Source organism: Cohnella yongneupensis, assembly GCF_042655785.1.
In the GTDB taxonomy this organism is placed as follows: domain Bacteria; phylum Bacillota; class Bacilli; order Paenibacillales; family Paenibacillaceae; genus Cohnella; species Cohnella yongneupensis.
Map to the genome: position 1 here is coordinate 156,420 of NZ_JBHSNC010000056.1, position 18,545 is coordinate 174,964.

An 18,545-nucleotide genomic window follows, 5' to 3' on the forward strand; every position below is an offset into this window, starting at 1 on the left:
GGTTCGGTTCCCGTCATTGCGTTGCTATCGTGCAAGCGCGCCGAAATGCCATCGACGCGTAATATATTTACAATACCATGCGGCATAAGGGATGTAAAGGAACGAAAGGCCTTGTCTGCCAAGCGTTTTCGCCTTAGAACAGTTTCAGCTTGCCGATTCTCTCCGCAACTTCCTTGAGCCGTTCTTCCGACGTCAGCAAGCCGAGTCTCACGTAGCCTTCGCCGCTTGCGCCGAAGCCGGTGCCGGGGGCGACTACGATGTCCGCTTGCTCGAGCAGCAGATCGGAAAACGCCACGGAAGTATATCCTTTCGGAACCGGTAGCCAGCAGAAGAACGAACCCGGGGGCTTAGGCGCATCCCAGCCGATTTCCGATAAGGCTCCGTAAAGCGTGTTGCGACGGTTTTCGTACGTAGCGACAAGCTGCGCCACGGACTGTTGGGAGCCGGTCAATGCTTCTGCAGCCGCTTCTTGAATGCCGCCGAACAAGCTGCAATACATGTGGTCTTGAATCAAGTTGATCATCTCTACGATTTTGGCGTTGCCGAGGGCGAAGCCAACGCGCCAGCCGGCCATGTTGTACGTCTTGGACAGCGTATAGAACTCGATGCCGACTTCCTTCGCTCCCGGAGTCTGCAAGAAGCTGACTGGGCGTTTGCCGTCGAAGCCGATCGCGCCGTAAGCGAAGTCGCTGGCGACTACGATGCCGTTCTTTTCCGCGAAAGCAACGGTATCTTCATAGAAGGAAAGGTCGGCCGTCGCGGCGGTCGGATTGTTCGGGTAGTTCAGGAACAAAAGCTTCGCGCGTTGCAGCTTGTCCGGAGCGATGCTCGAATAGTCCGGGAGGAACGCGTTGTCCGCCTTGAGCGGCATGAACGACATCTCCGCGCCCGCAAGCGCGACGCCCGACCAGTAATCGGGGTATCCGGGGTCCGGAACGAGACAGACGTCGCCAGGGTTGAGCAAACATTGACTTAACTCGACGAGTCCGGTTTTGCCGCCGAACAAGATCGCGACTTCGGTATCCGGGTCGAGGTCGACGCCGTAATCTTCCTTGTAGCGCTTGGCGACGGCTTGCTTCAAGAAAGGGTACCCGCGGAACGGGGGATATTTATGATAGAGCGGATTGTCCGCGGCTTGCTTGAGCCGCTCGACGATCGCCGCTGGCGTTGGTTGATCGGGATTGCCTTGGCCTAGATTGATTACGTCGCGTCCGCTGGCCGCGCGCGCGTTCGCCTTGGCGACGAGCGATGCGAAAAATTGTTCGGGCAATGTCTGAAGACGATTAGCGGAAGTAATAGTAAAAGACATGGAAACTCGTTCAACTCCGTCATTCGTAGGATAGGTTGAATGTAGCACAATTGCGTCGCCGTCGGCAAACGGCTGTTGCCCTGGACAGGACGATGCAGTAACATATGAGCAATAGTGAAATAGGAGTGGATTTATCGATGGCAACCCCGCTGCGTATCGCAATCGTACAAATGAACATAGAAGCAGGCAATCCGGAGGCAAACTTCGCGAAGATGGCCGCCAAGCTGGAGGAAGCCGCGACGGCCAATCCGAAGCCGGATTTGATCGTGCTTCCGGAAATGTGGAACACCGGATACGCGCTAGACCGCATTCAGTCGCTTGCCGATCCGGACGGAACGAGAACGAAGGCATTCATGTCCGCATTTTGCCGCAAGCACGGCGTGAGCGTGCATGCGGGTTCCATCGCGCGCTTAAACGGAACGACCGTAACGAACACGACTTACATTTTCGACACGCAAGGCGAAGAAATCGGACAATATTCGAAAATCCATCTGTTCCAGCTCATGAACGAGCATTTGCATCTCGATGCCGGAGAGTCGCTTGGACGCTTCGAGCTCGGCGGCGTTCCCGCGGGGACGATGATCTGCTACGATATCCGGTTCCCGGAGCTGGCGCGCAAGCTGGCGCTTGACGGCGCCCGAATATTGTTCGTTCCCGCGGAATGGCCGCACCCGCGCCTTCATCATTGGCGGACGCTGCTGCAAGCTCGCGCGATCGAGAACCAAATGTACGTCGTCTCCTGCAACACGGTAGGAGAGAGCGGAGCTTCTACGTTCTTCGGCCATTCGATGGTCATCGACCCATGGGGCGAAGTAATCGCCGAGGCGGAGGAAGTAGAGATGACCCTAACAGCGGAAATTAACCTTGCGCTCGTCGACGAAGTAAGAGGACGCATCCCGGTATTCGCCGATCGGCGTCCGTCGCTATATCAATAAACCAACATTGAGCCGGCACCCGTTGCCGGCTCAATGTATAATCGTCTCTTGGCGCAGTCTGAACTCGATCGAAGGCACGATGTCGACTTGTTGCATCGTAGGGCGATCGCGCATGCGAAGATGTTGCGGGGAGGCGTCGATTAAGCTTGAATGCCTACGAGCGTCTGCCTGAACGTCGAGATGAACGCTTCCGCGGCGTTGGACAAATATCTTCCTTTACGATAGGCGATGACGAGGGTACGCGTCGGTCGATCGGCGAGCGTCAAGTAAACGGGAGCGCGGCCGTGCCAATCGGCGTGTCGCATCATCGTAGGCACGAAAGCGATGCCCATTCCCGCCGCGACGAGCGATTGGACGGTGTTGATGTTGCCGCTTTCGAAAACGATTTTCGGCTCAAAGCCGGCTTGTCGGCACAGATCGTGCGCGATGGCGCGAAAGCCTTGACCTTTCTTGAGGAGAACGAACGGTTCGTCGGCTAGCTCCGAGATCGGTAGCGGATCGGCTGGATTGCGACGGGCAATCGGACTGTCGGGCGGGACGGCTAGACATATCTCTTCGTCAATTAGAGGTTGATACGCGAGCGACTGTTCTTCGAGCGGCAGTGTAAGCAAGCTGACGTCGGTGCCGCCGCTTGCGGTCAGATGTTCCAAATTACGCGTAGACTCCTCGATGAGCACGATCTCGATGTCGGGATACGCTTCGCGGAACACGGGCAGCACGTACGGTAGCACGTGAGCGCCGGTCATCGGCAAGCTCCCGACGACTAGTCGTCCTTTGCGCATGTCGGCGATATCCTCCATTTCCCTGCGGAGTTGATCGGCCATATCGATGATTTGCTGCGCTTTGTCGACGAAGACGGAGCCGGCATACGTAAGCTCGACGGAGTTCGTGCTGCGCTTGAACAGAAGCACGCCAAGCTCCTTTTCCAGCTTGGAAAGCTGCTGGCTAAGAGAAGGTTGGGCGATATGAAGCTTATCCGCGGCGCGGGAAAAGTTGCGTTCGGCGGCGATTTGGATCGCGTATTGCAATTGGCGGAATTCCATATGGGCGGACATCTCCTTTTTTACCATTATAGTCTGGAACTATTAACCTTATAGATATTATATCTTGGAACAATGAATGTTCCAATGGTATGATGGATTCAAGCTAATAGAGTCATTATTGGGGTGAATCGAGACATGAGTAAACAAACGATGTTCGAGAAAATTTGGAACAATCACGTCATTGTCGCCGAGCAAGGCAAACCTAGCATTTTGTATATCGACTTGCATCTGGTGCATGAAGTGACTTCCCCGCAAGCGTTCGAAGGCTTGCGTCTGACCGGCCGCAAAGTGCGCCGTCCTGAACTGACATTCGCAACGATGGACCACAACGTACCGACCAAAGACCGTTTCAACATTAAAGATCCGATCTCCAAGCAACAAGTCGACACGCTGACGGACAACTGCCGCGAGTTCGGCGTTAAGCTATACGATCTCGATACGATCGATCAAGGCGTCGTTCACGTAATGGGCCCTGAACTCGGCCTTACGCACCCGGGCAAGACGATCGTGTGCGGCGACAGCCATACTTCGACGCACGGCGCGTTCGGCGCTCTCGCGTTCGGTATCGGAACGAGCGAAGTCGAGCACGTGCTCGCGACGCAATGCTTGCAGCAATCGAAAGCGAAGACGATGCTCATCCGCTTCAACGGCGCTCGCAAGCCTGGCATTACGGCAAAGGACTTGATCCTCGGCCTGATCGCGAAATACGGCACCGACTTCGGTACCGGCTATGTTATGGAATACAGCGGCGAAGCAATTCGCACGCTTACGATGGAAGAACGGATGACCGTCTGCAACATGTCGATCGAAGCCGGCGCTCGCGCGGGTCTGATCGCACCTGACCAAACGACGTTCGACTACTTGCGCGGACGCGAGTACGTACCGCAAGGCGCTGCGTTCGACGCGGCGGTCGAGCAATGGAAAGCGCTCTGCTCCGACGAAGGCGCCGAGTACGACACCGTTCTCGACTTCGACGTTAACACGCTCGTTCCGCAAGTAACGTGGGGCACGAGCCCAGGCATGGGTACGGGCATTACGTCTTCCGTTCCCGTACCTGAGCAACTACCTACCGAGAACGAACGCAAAGCCGCGATGAGCGCGCTCGAGTACATGGGCCTCAAACCGGGAACGCCGATGACGGAAATCGAAATCGACTACGTCTTCATCGGCTCCTGCACGAACGGACGCATCGAAGACTTGCGCGCGGCGGCATCGATCGCTCGCGGCTACAAAGTCAGCCCTAACGTTACGGCGATCGTCGTTCCGGGATCCGGACGCGTTAAGCTGCAAGCGGAGAAGGAAGGCTTGGACAAAATTTTCACCGCCGCCGGATTCGAATGGCGCGACGCGGGATGCAGCATGTGCCTCGCGATGAACCCGGACGTGCTTCAACCGGGACAACGCTGCGCATCGACATCGAACCGCAACTTCGAAGGTCGTCAAGGCCGCGGCGGACGCACGCACCTTGTATCGCCTGAGATGGCTGCAGCGGCGGCCGTGCAAGGCCGTTTCGTCGACGTGCGCAATTGGGAACTTAAGTCCGAAGTGACGGCGTAAAGGAGAGCGATAGATATGCAACCATTTATCAAATTGAACGGTCTGGTCGCACCGGTCGACCGCGTTAACGTAGATACCGACGCTATTATTCCAAAACAGTTTTTGAAGCGGATCGAGAGAAGCGGCTTCGGCCAATTCCTGTTCTTCGAGTGGAGATGGGATGAGCAAGGCAACGTCATTCCCGAGTTCAACCTGAACAAGCCGCGTTACCAAGGCGCTTCCGTCTTGTTGTCCCGCGCCAACTTCGGTTGCGGCTCGTCCCGCGAGCATGCGCCGTGGGCGATTCTGGACTACGGATTCCGCTGCGTGATCGCGCCGTCGTTCGCCGATATTTTCTACAACAACTGCTTCAAGAACGGCATCCTACCGATCAAGCTCAGCGAAGAGCAAGTCGAAGACTTGTTCCAACGCACGAACGCTCAAGAAGGCTATACGCTGAACGTCGATCTTGAAAATAACATCATCACCGACGACAATGGCTTGAGCATTTCGTTCGACCTCGACGAGCATCGCCGCCAGTTTTTGCTGCAAGGCTTGGACGACATCGGCTTGACGTTGAAGCACGAAGAAGCGATCACCGCGTACGAAGCAAAACGCGCGGCTGCCGTAAACGCGTAAGCTTCCGATTAAACGCAAGATCTAATAGGCCTTTCGACCCTAATTCGCCAGAATTCGGGACGAAGGGTCTTTTTTTCCTCTATTACGCAACTTTTCATAGGGAAACTCGTCTAATGATGCGTGGACAAACTGATAGACTTACATACAAGATTTAATTGCTAACGTCCGCAAATCTACTCCCATCGAGGTGAAGCATGAGTAAGTGGTTGCCCTTGTTGTTCGTCGTCACCGTCATGCTATTCCTTAGTGCCGGTATGGCTTATGCCGAGAAGGCAACGGTTATTCCCAAGCTGATACTGGACGGCAAAGTACTGCAACCGCAGGTGCCCCCGACCATCATGAACAACTTCGTGATGGTACCCGTACGGATCGTTACGGAGAGCTTAGGGTACAAAGTCGATTACGTTAACGCTAACAAACAAGTTACGGTATCGGGCGGCAACAAGAAAATCGTCATGTCGGTAGACAAGAAGACGGCTATCGTCGACGGTAAATCGAAAATGATGGACATGCCCCCGACCATGCAATCCAATAGCGTCCTCATTCCATTACGATTTTTGAGCGAATCGGTCGGCATTCAAGTGTTCTGGGACAATCCGACCAAGTCCGTGTTTCTTTATTCTCCGGAAGCTCCGAATACCGGTAGCGGATCCGAAGGTGTGGAAGCGGTTCCTCCTGCCACCGGCAATGGTTCGGATACCGGAACGACGCCGGGAACGCCAACGGGCGGCGATGGAAGCACGACCCCGGGAACAACGCCGGGAACGACTCCGGGAACAACGCCGGGAACGACTCCAGGCGATACCGGTTCTACTACGCCAGGAACGACACCGGGTACGACGCCAGGTACGTTACCAGGCACGACACCAGGAGATAGCGGATCGACGACTCCGGGCGGCGAAGTGCCGCAAGAAGTCGCCGGCAAGCTTTACGAAATCCGCTACGTCGCCGATCAAGTCCGCATGAAGTATAGCGGAACGATCGCGCCGAAAGTAACGACGCTGACGAATCCGGACCGAATCGTGATCGATTTCCCGAGCGCGGATTTCGATACCGCGTTTTATCCGCCGCTCACGACGGATCCGTCGCTTGGCAAGCTGGGCGAATTCCCGGTGACCGGCCAAGATTCGCTTCAGAAGGTTCGTTATTCGCTCTACTCTAGCAATCCGCGTACGGTAAGAGTCGTGCTAGATTTGAACAAGCCGACCCAGTACGACGTCATCCAGGATCCGACCGTCGGCGACTTCATTATCGCTTTGAAGAAATCGGCGCCGGACAAGTCGTTGTACACCATCGTGCTCGACGCGGGACACGGCGGCAAAGATCCGGGAGCGCAAGGCTTAAGCGGACGCTGGGAAAAAGATTTCAACTTGGCGATCGTGCTTAAAGTGCAGAAGATTTTGGCAACCGACGAGCGAATCAAGCTCGTGCTTACGAGATCGGACGATTCGTATCCGACGCTCGAGGATCGGGTCAAGGTCGCGAACGATTTGAAAGCGGATTTGTTCCTGTCCGTTCATGCGAACAGTTATACGGCTTCTACCAACGGTACGGAAACGTACTATACAAGATCCGATAGCTTGGCATTCGCGAACGCGATGCATGCGGCCTTAATTCCGGCCACGAAGCTCAAAGATAATGGCGTGCGCAGCAAAAACCTTCACGTCACGCGCGAGACGACGATGCCGGCCACGCTGCTCGAGATCGGTTACTTATCTAATAAGACCGATGAGCCGCAAATGTGGACGGAAGAGTTCCAGAACCGCGTCGCGCAAGCGATCGCAGCCGGATTGAAGCAATATTTGAAATTAAGTTAAATTGACCGGCCCTCTTCGGGGGGCCGGCATGCTTGTATAAGGGAGAGGATTTTGGGGATGAATCCAAACGTTAAGAAGTGGGTTTCCAGCGTCGTTATCGCCTCCGTCGTATGGTCGGGAGCCACTTGGACGACGCAGACGGCAAGCGCCGCCGCTACGCCGTTCAGCGACGTCGTCGCCGGTCATTGGGCGGAGAAGCATATCGCCAAGCTGGCGTTGCAAGGCATTCTTAAAGGCAGCAACGGCAAATTCAATCCGAACAACTCCGTTAGCCGCCAGGAAGCCGTCATCATCGCCTTAAGGTTCATGGGTCTCGAAGACGAAGTCGATTCGTCGGCCGCCACGGTCATACCGGCGGCGTTGAACGTCAAGACAGACTATACGAAATACATAAATTTGGCGCTTCAGAAAAAGCTGCTTCTAATCGGCGAAGAGACGGCGCTTGCCAAGAGCGAGCCGGGCAAAAGCTGGGGCGCGAGTCCGGCGACGCGCGAGTGGATGGCGAAGCTGCTCGTCCGGGCGATCGGGAAAGACGCCGACGCTGTCGCGGCGGCCGATCAGGTTACGTCGTTCGCGGACGACTCAAAAATCGACGCGAAGCTGAAAGCGTACGTGAAGGTTGCGGTCGACAACGGTCTCGTTAACGGCGTAACCACGACGGTTAAAGGCGCGACGGTGACCGAGTTCAAGCCGGTCGATCTAGTGACGCGCGCAACGGCATCGACGCTGTTCAGTCGCGCGGAATCGAAAATTTCCGTTCCGTACAACGGGCAAGTGGAAGGCGTCCTCCTCAACATTACGGCGGACAAGCTGACGCTGCTGCATCCGGACGGTTCGACCCGCGATTATCCGATTACGGACAATACGGCCTACTACCGCAAAGACGTAGATACGCCGATTACGCTGGGCGCGCTTCGTCTGTACGGCAAAGCCTTGCTCATAACCGGCTCCGACGGCAAAGTCGGCTACGCGGAAATGACCGACGAAACGCCGCAAGTGAAAACGGTCGAAGGCAAGCTTACGCTGTATACGCCTCCGAAATATCAATTCGCACTATTAATCGGAGACGAATATAAGTACTATACCTACGATCCGTCTCGCGTGCCTACGATTACGGACGCTGCGGGACAGCCGATCAGCTTGGCGAATTTGCCGCTGAACGTGGACGTAAAGCTGACCGTGAGAGCGGACGACAAAGTCGTCGCGCTAACGGTGAAGCAGACGATCATTAACAAAACCGGCAGCGGAACGGTGTCTGCTTGGAACCCGCAGGCGTTGTCCTTAGAAGTGAAAGACGCAACGGGCAAAGCGGAGACGTTCCCGGTTGCTAGCAATGCGCCGATCAAGCTGAACGGAACGGTTAATCTGTCCGTGGATCAACTGCTCGTAAGCGATACGATTTCTTACGAAGTTAAGAACGGCAACGTGACTAGCATTATCGTAGTGCGCGCCGACAAGCCGATTACGTCGGTATCCGGTACGCTAGCGACCATCAACAAGACGGACAATTCGATCCAGTATACGGCTGAAAGCAAGCTGGAAGCCGAATATCTATCGGAGAACGTCGCGGTGAAAATCCAAGGCTTCGTTGATCCGACGCTGGACGATTTGGTCAAAGGCGACGCGGTTATGCTCACGCTGGACAACAACCGCAAAGTAACGTTGATCACGGTCACGAATCGCTCCGTAACGACGCTCGTCGGCGCGACGATCGGAAGCTATGTCGCTTCCGAGAAGACACTCATTGTCTATGACACGGCCGGCGTGAAATACAACTTGGACATTAACGCGGGAACGAGATTCGATCTTAACGGAACGAAAGTGACGCTGGAAGCGGCGATTCCTTATATTTCCGTGAAGGGGAAAAGACTAACGGTCGGCTTTAGCGGTACGAACGCGATCTATGTATCCGTCGTGTCGAAGTATACGGGCACCGTAACCGAGAACAACGCGGTTACCAAAACTTTGAAGCTAGCGCTGGAAACCGGCGGCAGCATCTCGTTTCCGTATACGTCGCCGCTAGTCGAAATTTACGGCATGAACAGCGAGACGACCGCGGACGTGAAAGCAGGCGATCGCGTTACGATTCTAATGAATGCGATGCAAGATCAAGTCGGCAGCGTACTCGTTTACAAAAACGCGCAATTCGAAGTCGTTTCCACGGATAGCACTTTGAAGAAAATTACGTTGAAAATTCCGGGAAGCACGACGAACGAGACGTATACGCTAAATTCCGACTTTACTATTCAAGACGATAGCGGCACGGCGATCACGCTAGGTTCGCTTGCGGCGGGTTCGCTCGTCAACGTGAAAATGCAAGGCAATACGCCGGTCGCTATTCGCGCGGTTGCCGTCGTCTCCGGTAAAGTCGTATCGGTCAACTCTTCTCTAGGCAGCATTACGTACACGTCTTCGACCGGCGAAGCCGTAACGAAGACGGTAGGTGCATCCCCGCTAGTGAAGCGCGATAACGTGACGCTCGCATCGATGGCGGTCATTCAGCCGGGCGATCTGATCGAAATCAGCAAGGACGAGAACGACCGTGCTGTCATCGAGCTTGCGACCGTCGTGAATCGTACGTTCTGGAAGGTCGACGCGATTACTAAAGTGTTTTATGTGAAGAACGTCACTATGGGCGACAAAAACTACTTTACGATTTCTCCTACGGCGTACGTTCATCAAGGCGCGACGACGATCAGCATCACCGCTTTGAAAGACGGCGACGCGATCACGTTGTACGTGCTCAGGGGCAAAGTAGTCGAGATTGCCAAATAAAACGATAGCTAGAAGAGAAGGGCTGCCGCGAGGCGGCCCTTCTTCGCGCGCGGCAAACTATTGCCGGGTCGGTCATCTTTCGGTACACTGAGTTATGACTTTGTTAGGATGAGGAGAAACCATGAACGCGAAGACGATACGGCAGACGTTGGATACGATAGCCGAGATGTTCCCGGATGCGAGATGCGAGCTTAACCATAGCAATCCGTTCGAGCTCACGATCGCGGTACTGTTATCCGCGCAATGCACGGACGAGACGGTGAATAAGGTTACGGTCGATTTATTTCGCAAATACCGTAAGCCCGAAGACTACTTGAGCGTACCGCTAGAAGAACTAGAGAACGATATCCGCCGAATCGGATTGTTCCGTAATAAGGCGGCACACATACAGAAGCTATGCAAGCTCGTCATCGATAAGCACGGCGGAGAAATTCCGCGCGAGCATAGCTTGCTGACCGAATTGCCGGGCGTCGGACGGAAGACGGCCAATGTCGTCATGTCCAATGCGTTCGACGTTCCCGCGATAGCGGTCGATACGCACGTCGAGCGCGTCTCTAAGCGTCTGGGTATCGCATTGCCGGACGATTCGGTGCTAGAAGTAGAGAAGAAGTTGATGCGTAAAGTGCCGCAGGACGAGTGGACGATTACGCATCACCGGCTTATTTTCTTCGGACGTTACCACTGCAAGGCGCAAAATCCGAAATGCGAAGTTTGTCCGCTAGTCATGCATTGCAAGGAAGGGAAAGCCCGCATGAAGCCGGCGACCAAGAAGAGGAGCGTAACCAAGTGAACAGCAACATAGAAGCAAGAGCTCCTATCCCCATAACGAACGAGCATGGAGCCAGCCTGGCTAGTTATCGGGAAGCGCTCGTGCGCATGGCCGGACAAACGAAAACGAAAGGAGACGCCATCCAAGCCGACAAATACCGCGAGTTAAGCGAGAAGCTCGGCAGCGGACGAATGACCTTTGCGTTCTGCGGCCACTTCTCGGCGGGGAAATCGACGCTCGTGAACGCGCTGTGCGGGGCGGAGCTGCTCCCATCGTCGCCGATTCCGACAAGCGCGAACGTAGTTACGATCGTTAACGGCGAACCTTACGCCGAGACGATCTTCCAGGATGCGGCCGGGCAAGTGCACGAAGCGCGGCGCATCGGCGTCGAAGAGCTTCATAGTTACGCGGTAGACGGCGAAGGCGTATCGACGATTCGCGTCTCTTACCCGATTCCGCTGCTAGGCGGGCAAATGGCGCTCGTCGATACGCCGGGCGTCGATTCGACGGACGGCTCGCATCGCGCGGCGACCGAATCGGCGTTGCATCTGGCCGACGTCGTGTTCTACGTGACGGATTATAACCACGTGCAATCCGAAGTGAACTTCCGCTTCCTGCGCAGCTTGGCCAGATGGGGCAAGCCGACCTACGTCATCGTTAACCAGATCGACAAGCATCGCGAAGATCAGCTGACGTTCGCGGAATTCGAGTCCAGCTTGCGGCAGGCGCTCAAGCAATGGGATATCGAGCCTGCGGGTTTGCTATTCCTTTCCTTAAGAGAGAAGAACCACCCGCTGTCGCAGTGGGAAGAGCTGCTAAAGCTTCTATGCGACTTGCAGCCGCTCGCGACTCCGCTCATGCTACGCAGCGCGGAGCGTTCCGCTATCTATCTCGCGGAGCAATTCAAAGAGACGCTGCGCGCGAACAGCCGGGAAGACAGAGAGCGGCTGCAGCAGCACGTAGGAGAAGCGTCCGATTCGGAGCGAGAGCAGGCTAAGGCGCAGTTCAACGCGCAGCTCGAGGATGCCAAGCATGCCGGGGATCGCAGCAGGGAAGCGATGCGCAAGGAGCTCGACCGGCTGCTAGGCAACGCGAACTTGACGCCTGCGGAAACCCGGGAAAAAGCGCAGCATGTGCTTGAGGCGATGCAACCCGGATTTAAAGCGGGGTGGTTAGCTGGCGCAGCAAAGACCGATGCGGAGCGAAATCGTAGATTGACGCTGCTTGCGGACGACTTCAACGGACAAATCGCCGCCCATCTTGCCGGACACGTGCGCGACATGCTTAGGCAAGTAGCCAAAGATGCCGGAATCGAAGGCGTGCAGCTGGAACAGTCGCTCGACGCCGTTCTACTTCCCGTAACCGCCGATTGGATCAAATCGCTCGTCAAGCCGGGCGCAGGCGCGGACGGCCAAGCGACGCTCCATTATGCGGCGGAAATAAGCACGGAATTGAAATCCGTGTACCGGAAAGCGGCTATGCTCGTATTCGACGATTTGGAGGCGGGCAGAAAAGTCGAACGCGAAGCATTGATCGCTTCGATCCGGCAACGGTTGTCGGAGCTCGACCGACAAGATGCCGCGGCCGCGGACATCGAGAAGCTGGAGGAAGCCGCGCGCGAGGAAGAACGTCGCTTGCTGTCCGAGTTGCCTGCTCGGCATGCGGACGGAGCGATCGATTTGCCTGTCCCGCCTGCGGTAAAGCCGGAATGTATCGAGAAGCTTGCCGAATCTGCTCAAGTAAAAGGAACGATGCAAAATGGGCTCGCGCATGCCGAGGGGAACAAGGCAGCAAGCGAGTCGAATAGCGATCCGGCTGAAGTGGCTTCAGAATCGACTTCTCAACGCGCCGGCGACCCGCAAGGCGCGGCCGAGCTGCTGGAGCGTGCCGCGGCTCAGTTGCGCCGGCAGCCGGCGCTCAGCGGCATGGCGGACAGTCTCGCGGCCAAAGCCGAGCGGTTCCGCGACAAGCGGTTCACGATCGCGCTGTTCGGCGCGTTCAGCGCAGGCAAATCTTCGTTCGCCAACGTTCTCGTCGGCAAACCGGTGCTTCCCGTGTCGCCGAACCCGACCACGTCGGCGATCAATCGCATTCTAGCTCCGGCAGATGGCGACGTCGCAGGCACGGCGCGCATTACGATGAAGTCCAAGGAAGCGTTCGCCGAGGACGTTAAGCTGTCGCTGAAGCGAATCGGCATCGATAAATCGGAGCTGAACGACGCCGGCGATAACATCGAGCGCATGCTCGCCTTAAAGGTGCGCATTTCCGCCGACGAGCTGCATCCTCGCGGCCGTCCGCATTTGGCGTTCTTGAACGCCGCGGAGAGCGGGTGGTCCGAGTACGGCAAGCTGCTGGGCACCGATTTCGTCGTCGACGAGCCAACGTACCGCAAATACGCGGCGGCGGAGCAGGCGGCGTGCTACGTATCGGAAATCGATCTGTACATCGATTCCCCGCTTACGAGAAGCGGCGCCGTGCTCGTCGATACGCCGGGGGCGGATTCGATCAACGCCCGCCATACGGGCGTAGCGTTCCAGTACATTAAGAACGCCGACGCCGTCTTGTTCGTCACTTATTACAACCATGCTTTCACCGAAGCCGACCGCGAGTTTTTGAATCAACTGGGCAGCGTGAAGGACGTATTCGAACTCGATAAAATGTTTTTCGTTATCAATGCCTCGGACTTGGCATCATCGAGTGAGGAGCTCGATTCGGTGTGCAATCACGTCGGTACGCAATTATCGAAGCACGGCATCCGCAACCCGAGATTGTTCCCGGTATCGAGCTTGGCCGGCATCGAAGCGAAACAGCGCGGGGACCGCGAAGCGCTAACAAGCGCCGGTATAACCGCGTTCGAGCAAGCTTTCCAAGCGTTCTCCGAGCAGGAGCTCGGCGGTCTGGCGCTTGCCGCCGCCCGCAAGGAGCTCGAGCGGACGGGCAAGCTGCTGGACAGTTGGCTCGCCAACGCGAACGCCGACGCCGCCACACGCGACGCCAAGGCGCTAAGACTGCAGCAAGAGGCGCAGTCTTGGCTCGCGCAAGGCGAGGCGATGCTGCCGCCTGCGGCCGTGCAGCCGCTATTGCAGGAAGCGGGAGAGCAACTGTACCATTTGCGCCAGCGCGTGCGGTTCCGGTTTAACGCTCATTTCCAATCGGCGTTCCATCCTTCCGTGCTGCAAGACGACGGGCGCGATTTGAAAAAGCTGATGCTCGCGTGCTACGGCGACCTTCAGCGGGCGATCGGCGACGACTTGCTCCAAGAGCTGCGTTCCGCCGGACTCCGGCTCGAAGGCACGCTGAACAACATTATCGAAGGCGTCATCCAGAAGAAGTCGGAGGAAGGCGGCATGGCCGCCGAAGGGTTCACGCCAGAGCCGATGTCGCGCGCGGTCTTGGAGCTGCCGTTGTTCGAACCGTTTTCGAACGGACCGCACGCGGACGGCAAAAAGCTATGGAACGCCTTCCGCTCGCCGAAGCAATTTTTCGAGAATGACGGAAAATCCGCGCTTAGAGACGAATTGCTCGAGCAGCTGTTCCAAGAAATCGATCGGCAGTTCGCAGAATTGAAAACGCAATGGGAAGCTACGGCGTCCGATACGCTGTATGAAGCGCTTCGTACGGCATCCCGCGGGTTAGCCGCCCAGTTGGCGGCGTTCGCGTCCAGCTTAAGCCAGACGCTTCGCGAACCGGGGGAAGAACTTGTGCTCTCCGACGTGTTAACGCAGTGGCGCGCATTGCGGCAATAGGGTGAATATTGGGCCTTCTTTTATCGCCATCGGCGATGAAAGGGGGCCTTTGCTCATAAATACGGCAAAATGCTCTCGTTTACTATAGAACCTCTTGATATTGGGTAAGATTTCCGATCATTATGGCGTTATCGGGAGAATATGGCGAAATGATGGCGGCTACGACGAACTTAGAAGTGTATAACGGCTTTTAACGAGATTGCCGATCGGTTTTTAATGCGTTAAACTGCCGAGGTAACCCACGAGAGGAGGATTTTCTTGGACGTTTTTCGCGCTTTGAAAAGGTTCTTTTGGCAAGACAAACGATTCCTGCTCGGGTCAGTCATCGGGCTCGCGATCGCAACGGCATTAGGCTTGGTATATCCTCTTCTACTCAAAACTTTGATCGACGACATGATTATTCCCGGCAAATACGGCGGCGTAACCGGATTGGCATTCGGCGCGGTCGGCATTATCGTCGTAAAAGCCTGCTTTCAATATGTACACGGTTTCAGCGGCTCGCGCGTAGGCAACAGGCTCGCCTACCGATTGCGCAACAGTAGCTACGAGAAGCTTCAGCAATTATCGTTCACGTATTACGATTCCGCGAGAACGGGAGACCTGATGTCCCGGCTAACCGCCGATATCGAAGGGATCCGCAACTTTATCGGGTTCGGGTTGGCTCAGCTATTGAATACGTTTTTCCTCCTGCTGTTCGGATTCGCGATGATGTTCTTCGTCGATTGGAAGCTTACGCTCATGGTCATGGTGACGGTGCCGGTCATCGGCTTCATCGCCATCCGCTTCGAGCAAAACATTCACCCCGTATTCCGTTCGATCCGCGCTGCGGTCAGCCGGCTGACGGTCAGCGTGCAAGAGAATATTACCGGCGTCAGAACGGTTAAGTCGTTCGCGCGGGAGCCGTTCGAGCTGAAGAAGTTCGCGAAAGGCAACGAAGACTATCGGGACAATCATCTTGGACTCGCGCGCGTCTGGGCTAAATATTTTCCGCTCATCGAGTTTATCGCTAACTTAAGCGTGGCGATCTTGTTGCTGGCCGGCGGCTGGCGGGTTATCCAAGGCAGCTTGACGCTCGGAGAGCTGGTCGCGTTGAACGGTATGCTGGGCATGGTAGTCGCGCCTCTCTGGGGACTCGGCTTCCAAATCAACAACTACACGCAATCGAAGGCGTCGGGCGAGCGGCTGCTGGAGCTGTTAAACCAACACGTATCGATCAAAAACGCGGATCATGCGCTCGTGCTGGAAGAGGAAGCGATCAAAGGACATATCCGTTACGACGACGTCAGCTTCCGGTACGCGAACCGGAACAATCAGCCGTCCGCGTTGATCGGCTTCCAGCTCGACGTACCGCCGGGCTCGGTGGTCGGCATGCTCGGAGGGACCGGCTCGGGCAAGACGAGCGCCGTCTCGCTGCTGCTGCGGGCCTACGACGTAGGCGAAGGGGCGATAACGATCGACGGCGTCGACGTGCGCCATATCGAGCTTGAAAGCTTGCGCCGCCATATTGCGATCGTCTTCCAAGAATCGTTCCTTTTCTCGACGACGATCAAAGAAAATATAAGCTACGGCATTCCCGACGCTTCGATGGAAGAGATCGAGGAGGCGGCGAGATTGGCGCAAGCGGACGGGTTTATCCGCGAATTGCCGCTCGGCTACGAGACGATCGTCGGAGAACGGGGCATGGGCTTATCGGGCGGACAAAAACAACGGATCGCGATCGCCCGCGCGCTGCTGCGCAAGCCGAAGGTGCTTATCCTAGACGACGCGACGAGCGCGCTCGACATGGAAACCGAGCATCTCATCCAGCAATCGATTCGCCAAGTGATGACCGGACGCACCGTGTTCGTCATCGCTCACCGGATTTCGTCTTTGCGGCATGCCGATGAAGTCATCGTGCTCGATCGCGGAAGAATCGTACAGCGCGGCGTCCACGATAAACTGATCAGACAACCGGGCTTGTACCGGGAGACGTACCGGATTCAATACGCGGATCGTCCGGAAGAGCTGGGCGCGGAGCAGGATGCGCAAGCTAGCGGCATGGAAAGGCGGGTGACGGGATGAGTCGCCAATTCGTCTATCAAGACGACGACACGATCGAAACGCCTTTTAACTGGAAGCAGATCGGCAGACTGTTCGCTTTCGTGCGTCCCTATCGGAAAGAAGTCATTAGCGTAACGTTCGTCATGACGGTGTTCGGCATGCTTTCGCGCCTGGCGATCCCGTTTCTGACGTATAAGGCGATCGATCAAGCGATCCAGCCGGAGAACGGAGAAGGCAGCACGAGCTTGCTCGTCATTCTCGTTGTCGCGATGCTCGCCATGTACGGAATGCGATGGTGGGCACAGCGGTATACGATTCAAAAGACGAACGAAATCGGGCAAAAAGTTATTTTCGACCTGCGGGCGGCGCTGTTCAAGCATATTCAATCGCTATCGTTCCGTTTCTTCGATAAACGTCCGGCCGGCTCCGTCCTCGTGCGGGTGACCAACGACGTTAACTCGCTGCAGGACGTATTCACGAACGGCGTCATAAATACGGTTATCGATATTATTCAATTAATCGGGATTACGATTATTTTGCTCTTCTTAGAACCTAAGCTCGGTCTTGCCGTAATGATTACGGTGCCGATCATGTTCCTCGTCTCCTCGAAGCTGCGGCGCACGATCCGCCATGCTTGGCAAGTCGTCCGGATCAAGCAATCCCGCATTAACGCGCATCTGAACGAGAGCATTCAAGGGATTCGGGTCACGCAGGCGTTCGCGCAAGAGCGCGAAAACATCGGATACTTCGACGGGATGAACTCCAGCAACATTCGCTCTTGGAACCGCGCCTCGGCGTTCAACCAATTGTTCGGACCGGTTATCGAGGTGACGTCGGCGATCGGAACGCTCGTGCTGTTGTTGTACGGTACGTATTTGATTAAATCCGATGCGATGACGGTCGGCGTGCTCGTCGCTTTCATTACTTACGTCGGCAGCTTCTGGGAGCCGATCACGCGCCTGGGCATGATGTACTCCCAATTGCTTATCTCGATGTCCTCGGCGGAACGCATCTTCGAGTTCATGGACGAGAAGCCGGCCGTTCCGGAGAAGGAAGACGCGACTCGGCTAACCGAGCTTGAAGGCCGGGTGAGATTGGATAACGTCACGTTCGGATACGAAACCGACCGTCCGGCGCTCAAAGGCATTAACTTGGACGTGAAGCCCGGCATGTCGGTCGCACTGGTCGGGCATACCGGCTCAGGAAAAAGCACGATCGTTAACCTGTTATGTCGGTTTTACGATACGGTGGAAGGCCGCGTGCTGCTGGACGGCATCGACGTACGCGACGTAACGATCGAGAGCTTGCGCTCGCAAATCGGCATCGTGCTGCAAGATACGTTCATCTTCTCCGGCACGATTCGGGACAATATCCGGTACGGACGCCCAGGCGCCACGGACGCGGAAGTCGAGGCGGCGGCCCGTTCGGTCAGAGCGCACGATTTCATCGCGAATTTGCCCGACGGATACGATACGGAAGTGCAGGAGAGAGGCAACGCCTTATCCGTCGGACAAAGGCAACTGCTATCGTTCGCGCGGGCGCTCCTCGCGAACCCGCGTATTCTCGTGCTGGACGAAGCGACGGCAAGCATCGACACCGAGACCGAGCTTCGCATCCAAGAAGCGCTAGGGACGCTGCTTGAAGAACGTACTTCCTTTATCGTCGCCCACCGGCTCTCCACGATCCGGCATGCGGATATGATCGTCGTGCTCGATCACGGCGTCATCGTCGATCAAGGCAACCACGACGAGCTGATGAAGCGCCCGGGCCACTACCGGAGTTTGGTCGAGGCGCAGTACAGATATTTATCTGCGTAAGCGCGTTTGCTACGAACGCCTGGAAGCGAGTCATCGCTTTCGGGCGTTTTTGCTTGATTTGAAAAACCGCGCGAGAACCGTTATCGTGTAGATGAGAAGGATAATATCGGAAAATCAGG

The 18,545-nt window shown here is 56.2% G+C and carries 11 protein-coding genes; 9 read left to right on the forward strand and 2 right to left on the reverse strand.

What is annotated here, in order from left to right:
• Positions 1-133 precede the first annotated feature (133 nt).
• On the reverse strand, positions 134-1,309 hold the full coding sequence (locus ACFPQ4_RS20520; protein ID WP_378113769.1) for a pyridoxal phosphate-dependent aminotransferase: 1,176 nt from the start codon (positions 1,307-1,309) through the stop codon (positions 134-136).
• Between the two features lie 137 nt (positions 1,310-1,446).
• Between ACFPQ4_RS20520 and ACFPQ4_RS20525 the strand changes: the two genes are divergently transcribed.
• Entirely contained in the window at positions 1,447-2,244 is a 798-nt protein-coding gene (locus ACFPQ4_RS20525) for a carbon-nitrogen family hydrolase (protein ID WP_378113770.1), read from the forward strand.
• Between the two features lie 140 nt (positions 2,245-2,384).
• Here ACFPQ4_RS20525 and ACFPQ4_RS20530 read toward each other — a convergent pair whose 3' ends face one another.
• Complete coding sequence (locus ACFPQ4_RS20530; RefSeq protein WP_378113771.1) at positions 2,385-3,287, reverse strand: LysR family transcriptional regulator; 903 nt, start codon at positions 3,285-3,287, stop codon at positions 2,385-2,387.
• A gap of 135 nt (positions 3,288-3,422) precedes the next feature.
• On the opposite strand from ACFPQ4_RS20530, the gene leuC reads away from it, so the two are divergent.
• The 8 genes from leuC (at position 3,423) to ACFPQ4_RS20570 (ending at position 18,426) form a co-directional block, all read left to right on the forward strand.
• Positions 3,423-4,844: a 3-isopropylmalate dehydratase large subunit gene (leuC, locus tag ACFPQ4_RS20535; RefSeq protein ID WP_378113772.1), complete on the forward strand. Its 1,422-nt coding sequence runs from the start codon at positions 3,423-3,425 to the stop codon at positions 4,842-4,844.
• 15 nt (positions 4,845-4,859) lie between these two features.
• A complete protein-coding gene (leuD, locus tag ACFPQ4_RS20540; RefSeq protein ID WP_378113773.1) occupies positions 4,860-5,462 on the forward strand; it encodes a 3-isopropylmalate dehydratase small subunit in 603 nt (200 codons plus the stop codon).
• A gap of 194 nt (positions 5,463-5,656) precedes the next feature.
• Positions 5,657-7,279, forward strand: coding sequence for an N-acetylmuramoyl-L-alanine amidase (locus ACFPQ4_RS20545; protein ID WP_378113774.1), 1,623 nt, complete (start codon positions 5,657-5,659; stop codon positions 7,277-7,279).
• 57 nt (positions 7,280-7,336) lie between these two features.
• Positions 7,337-10,054, forward strand: coding sequence for an S-layer homology domain-containing protein (locus ACFPQ4_RS20550; RefSeq protein WP_378113775.1), 2,718 nt, complete (start codon positions 7,337-7,339; stop codon positions 10,052-10,054).
• A gap of 121 nt (positions 10,055-10,175) precedes the next feature.
• Complete coding sequence (gene nth, locus ACFPQ4_RS20555) at positions 10,176-10,844, forward strand: endonuclease III (RefSeq protein WP_378113776.1); 669 nt, start codon at positions 10,176-10,178, stop codon at positions 10,842-10,844.
• Positions 10,841-14,569 carry a dynamin family protein gene (locus tag ACFPQ4_RS20560; protein WP_378113777.1) on the forward strand — a complete coding sequence of 1,243 codons (3,729 nt, stop codon included), beginning with the start codon at positions 10,841-10,843 and terminating at the stop codon, positions 14,567-14,569. The genes nth and ACFPQ4_RS20560 overlap by 4 nt, the downstream gene beginning before the upstream one ends.
• Positions 14,570-14,827: 258 nt before the next feature.
• Complete coding sequence (locus ACFPQ4_RS20565; RefSeq protein ID WP_378113778.1) at positions 14,828-16,630, forward strand: ABC transporter ATP-binding protein; 1,803 nt, start codon at positions 14,828-14,830, stop codon at positions 16,628-16,630.
• On the forward strand, positions 16,627-18,426 hold the full coding sequence (locus ACFPQ4_RS20570; RefSeq protein ID WP_378113779.1) for an ABC transporter ATP-binding protein: 1,800 nt from the start codon (positions 16,627-16,629) through the stop codon (positions 18,424-18,426). The genes ACFPQ4_RS20565 and ACFPQ4_RS20570 overlap by 4 nt, the downstream gene beginning before the upstream one ends.
• Positions 18,427-18,545 lie beyond the last annotated feature (119 nt).

What these genes read in the sequence shown, in the direction of transcription:
- ACFPQ4_RS20520 (WP_378113769.1), bottom strand. Translation starts at nt 1,309, where the DNA reads ATGTCTTTTACTATTACTTCCGCTAATCGTCTTCAGACATTGCCCGAA.
- ACFPQ4_RS20525 (WP_378113770.1), top strand. Translation starts at nt 1,447, where the DNA reads ATGGCAACCCCGCTGCGTATCGCAATCGTACAAATGAACATAGAAGCA.
- ACFPQ4_RS20530 (WP_378113771.1), bottom strand. Translation starts at nt 3,287, where the DNA reads ATGGAATTCCGCCAATTGCAATACGCGATCCAAATCGCCGCCGAACGC.
- leuC (WP_378113772.1), top strand. Translation starts at nt 3,423, where the DNA reads ATGAGTAAACAAACGATGTTCGAGAAAATTTGGAACAATCACGTCATT.
- leuD (WP_378113773.1), top strand. Translation starts at nt 4,860, where the DNA reads ATGCAACCATTTATCAAATTGAACGGTCTGGTCGCACCGGTCGACCGC.
- ACFPQ4_RS20545 (WP_378113774.1), top strand. Translation starts at nt 5,657, where the DNA reads ATGAGTAAGTGGTTGCCCTTGTTGTTCGTCGTCACCGTCATGCTATTC.
- ACFPQ4_RS20550 (WP_378113775.1), top strand. Translation starts at nt 7,337, where the DNA reads ATGAATCCAAACGTTAAGAAGTGGGTTTCCAGCGTCGTTATCGCCTCC.
- nth (WP_378113776.1), top strand. Translation starts at nt 10,176, where the DNA reads ATGAACGCGAAGACGATACGGCAGACGTTGGATACGATAGCCGAGATG.
- ACFPQ4_RS20570 (WP_378113779.1), top strand. Translation starts at nt 16,627, where the DNA reads ATGAGTCGCCAATTCGTCTATCAAGACGACGACACGATCGAAACGCCT.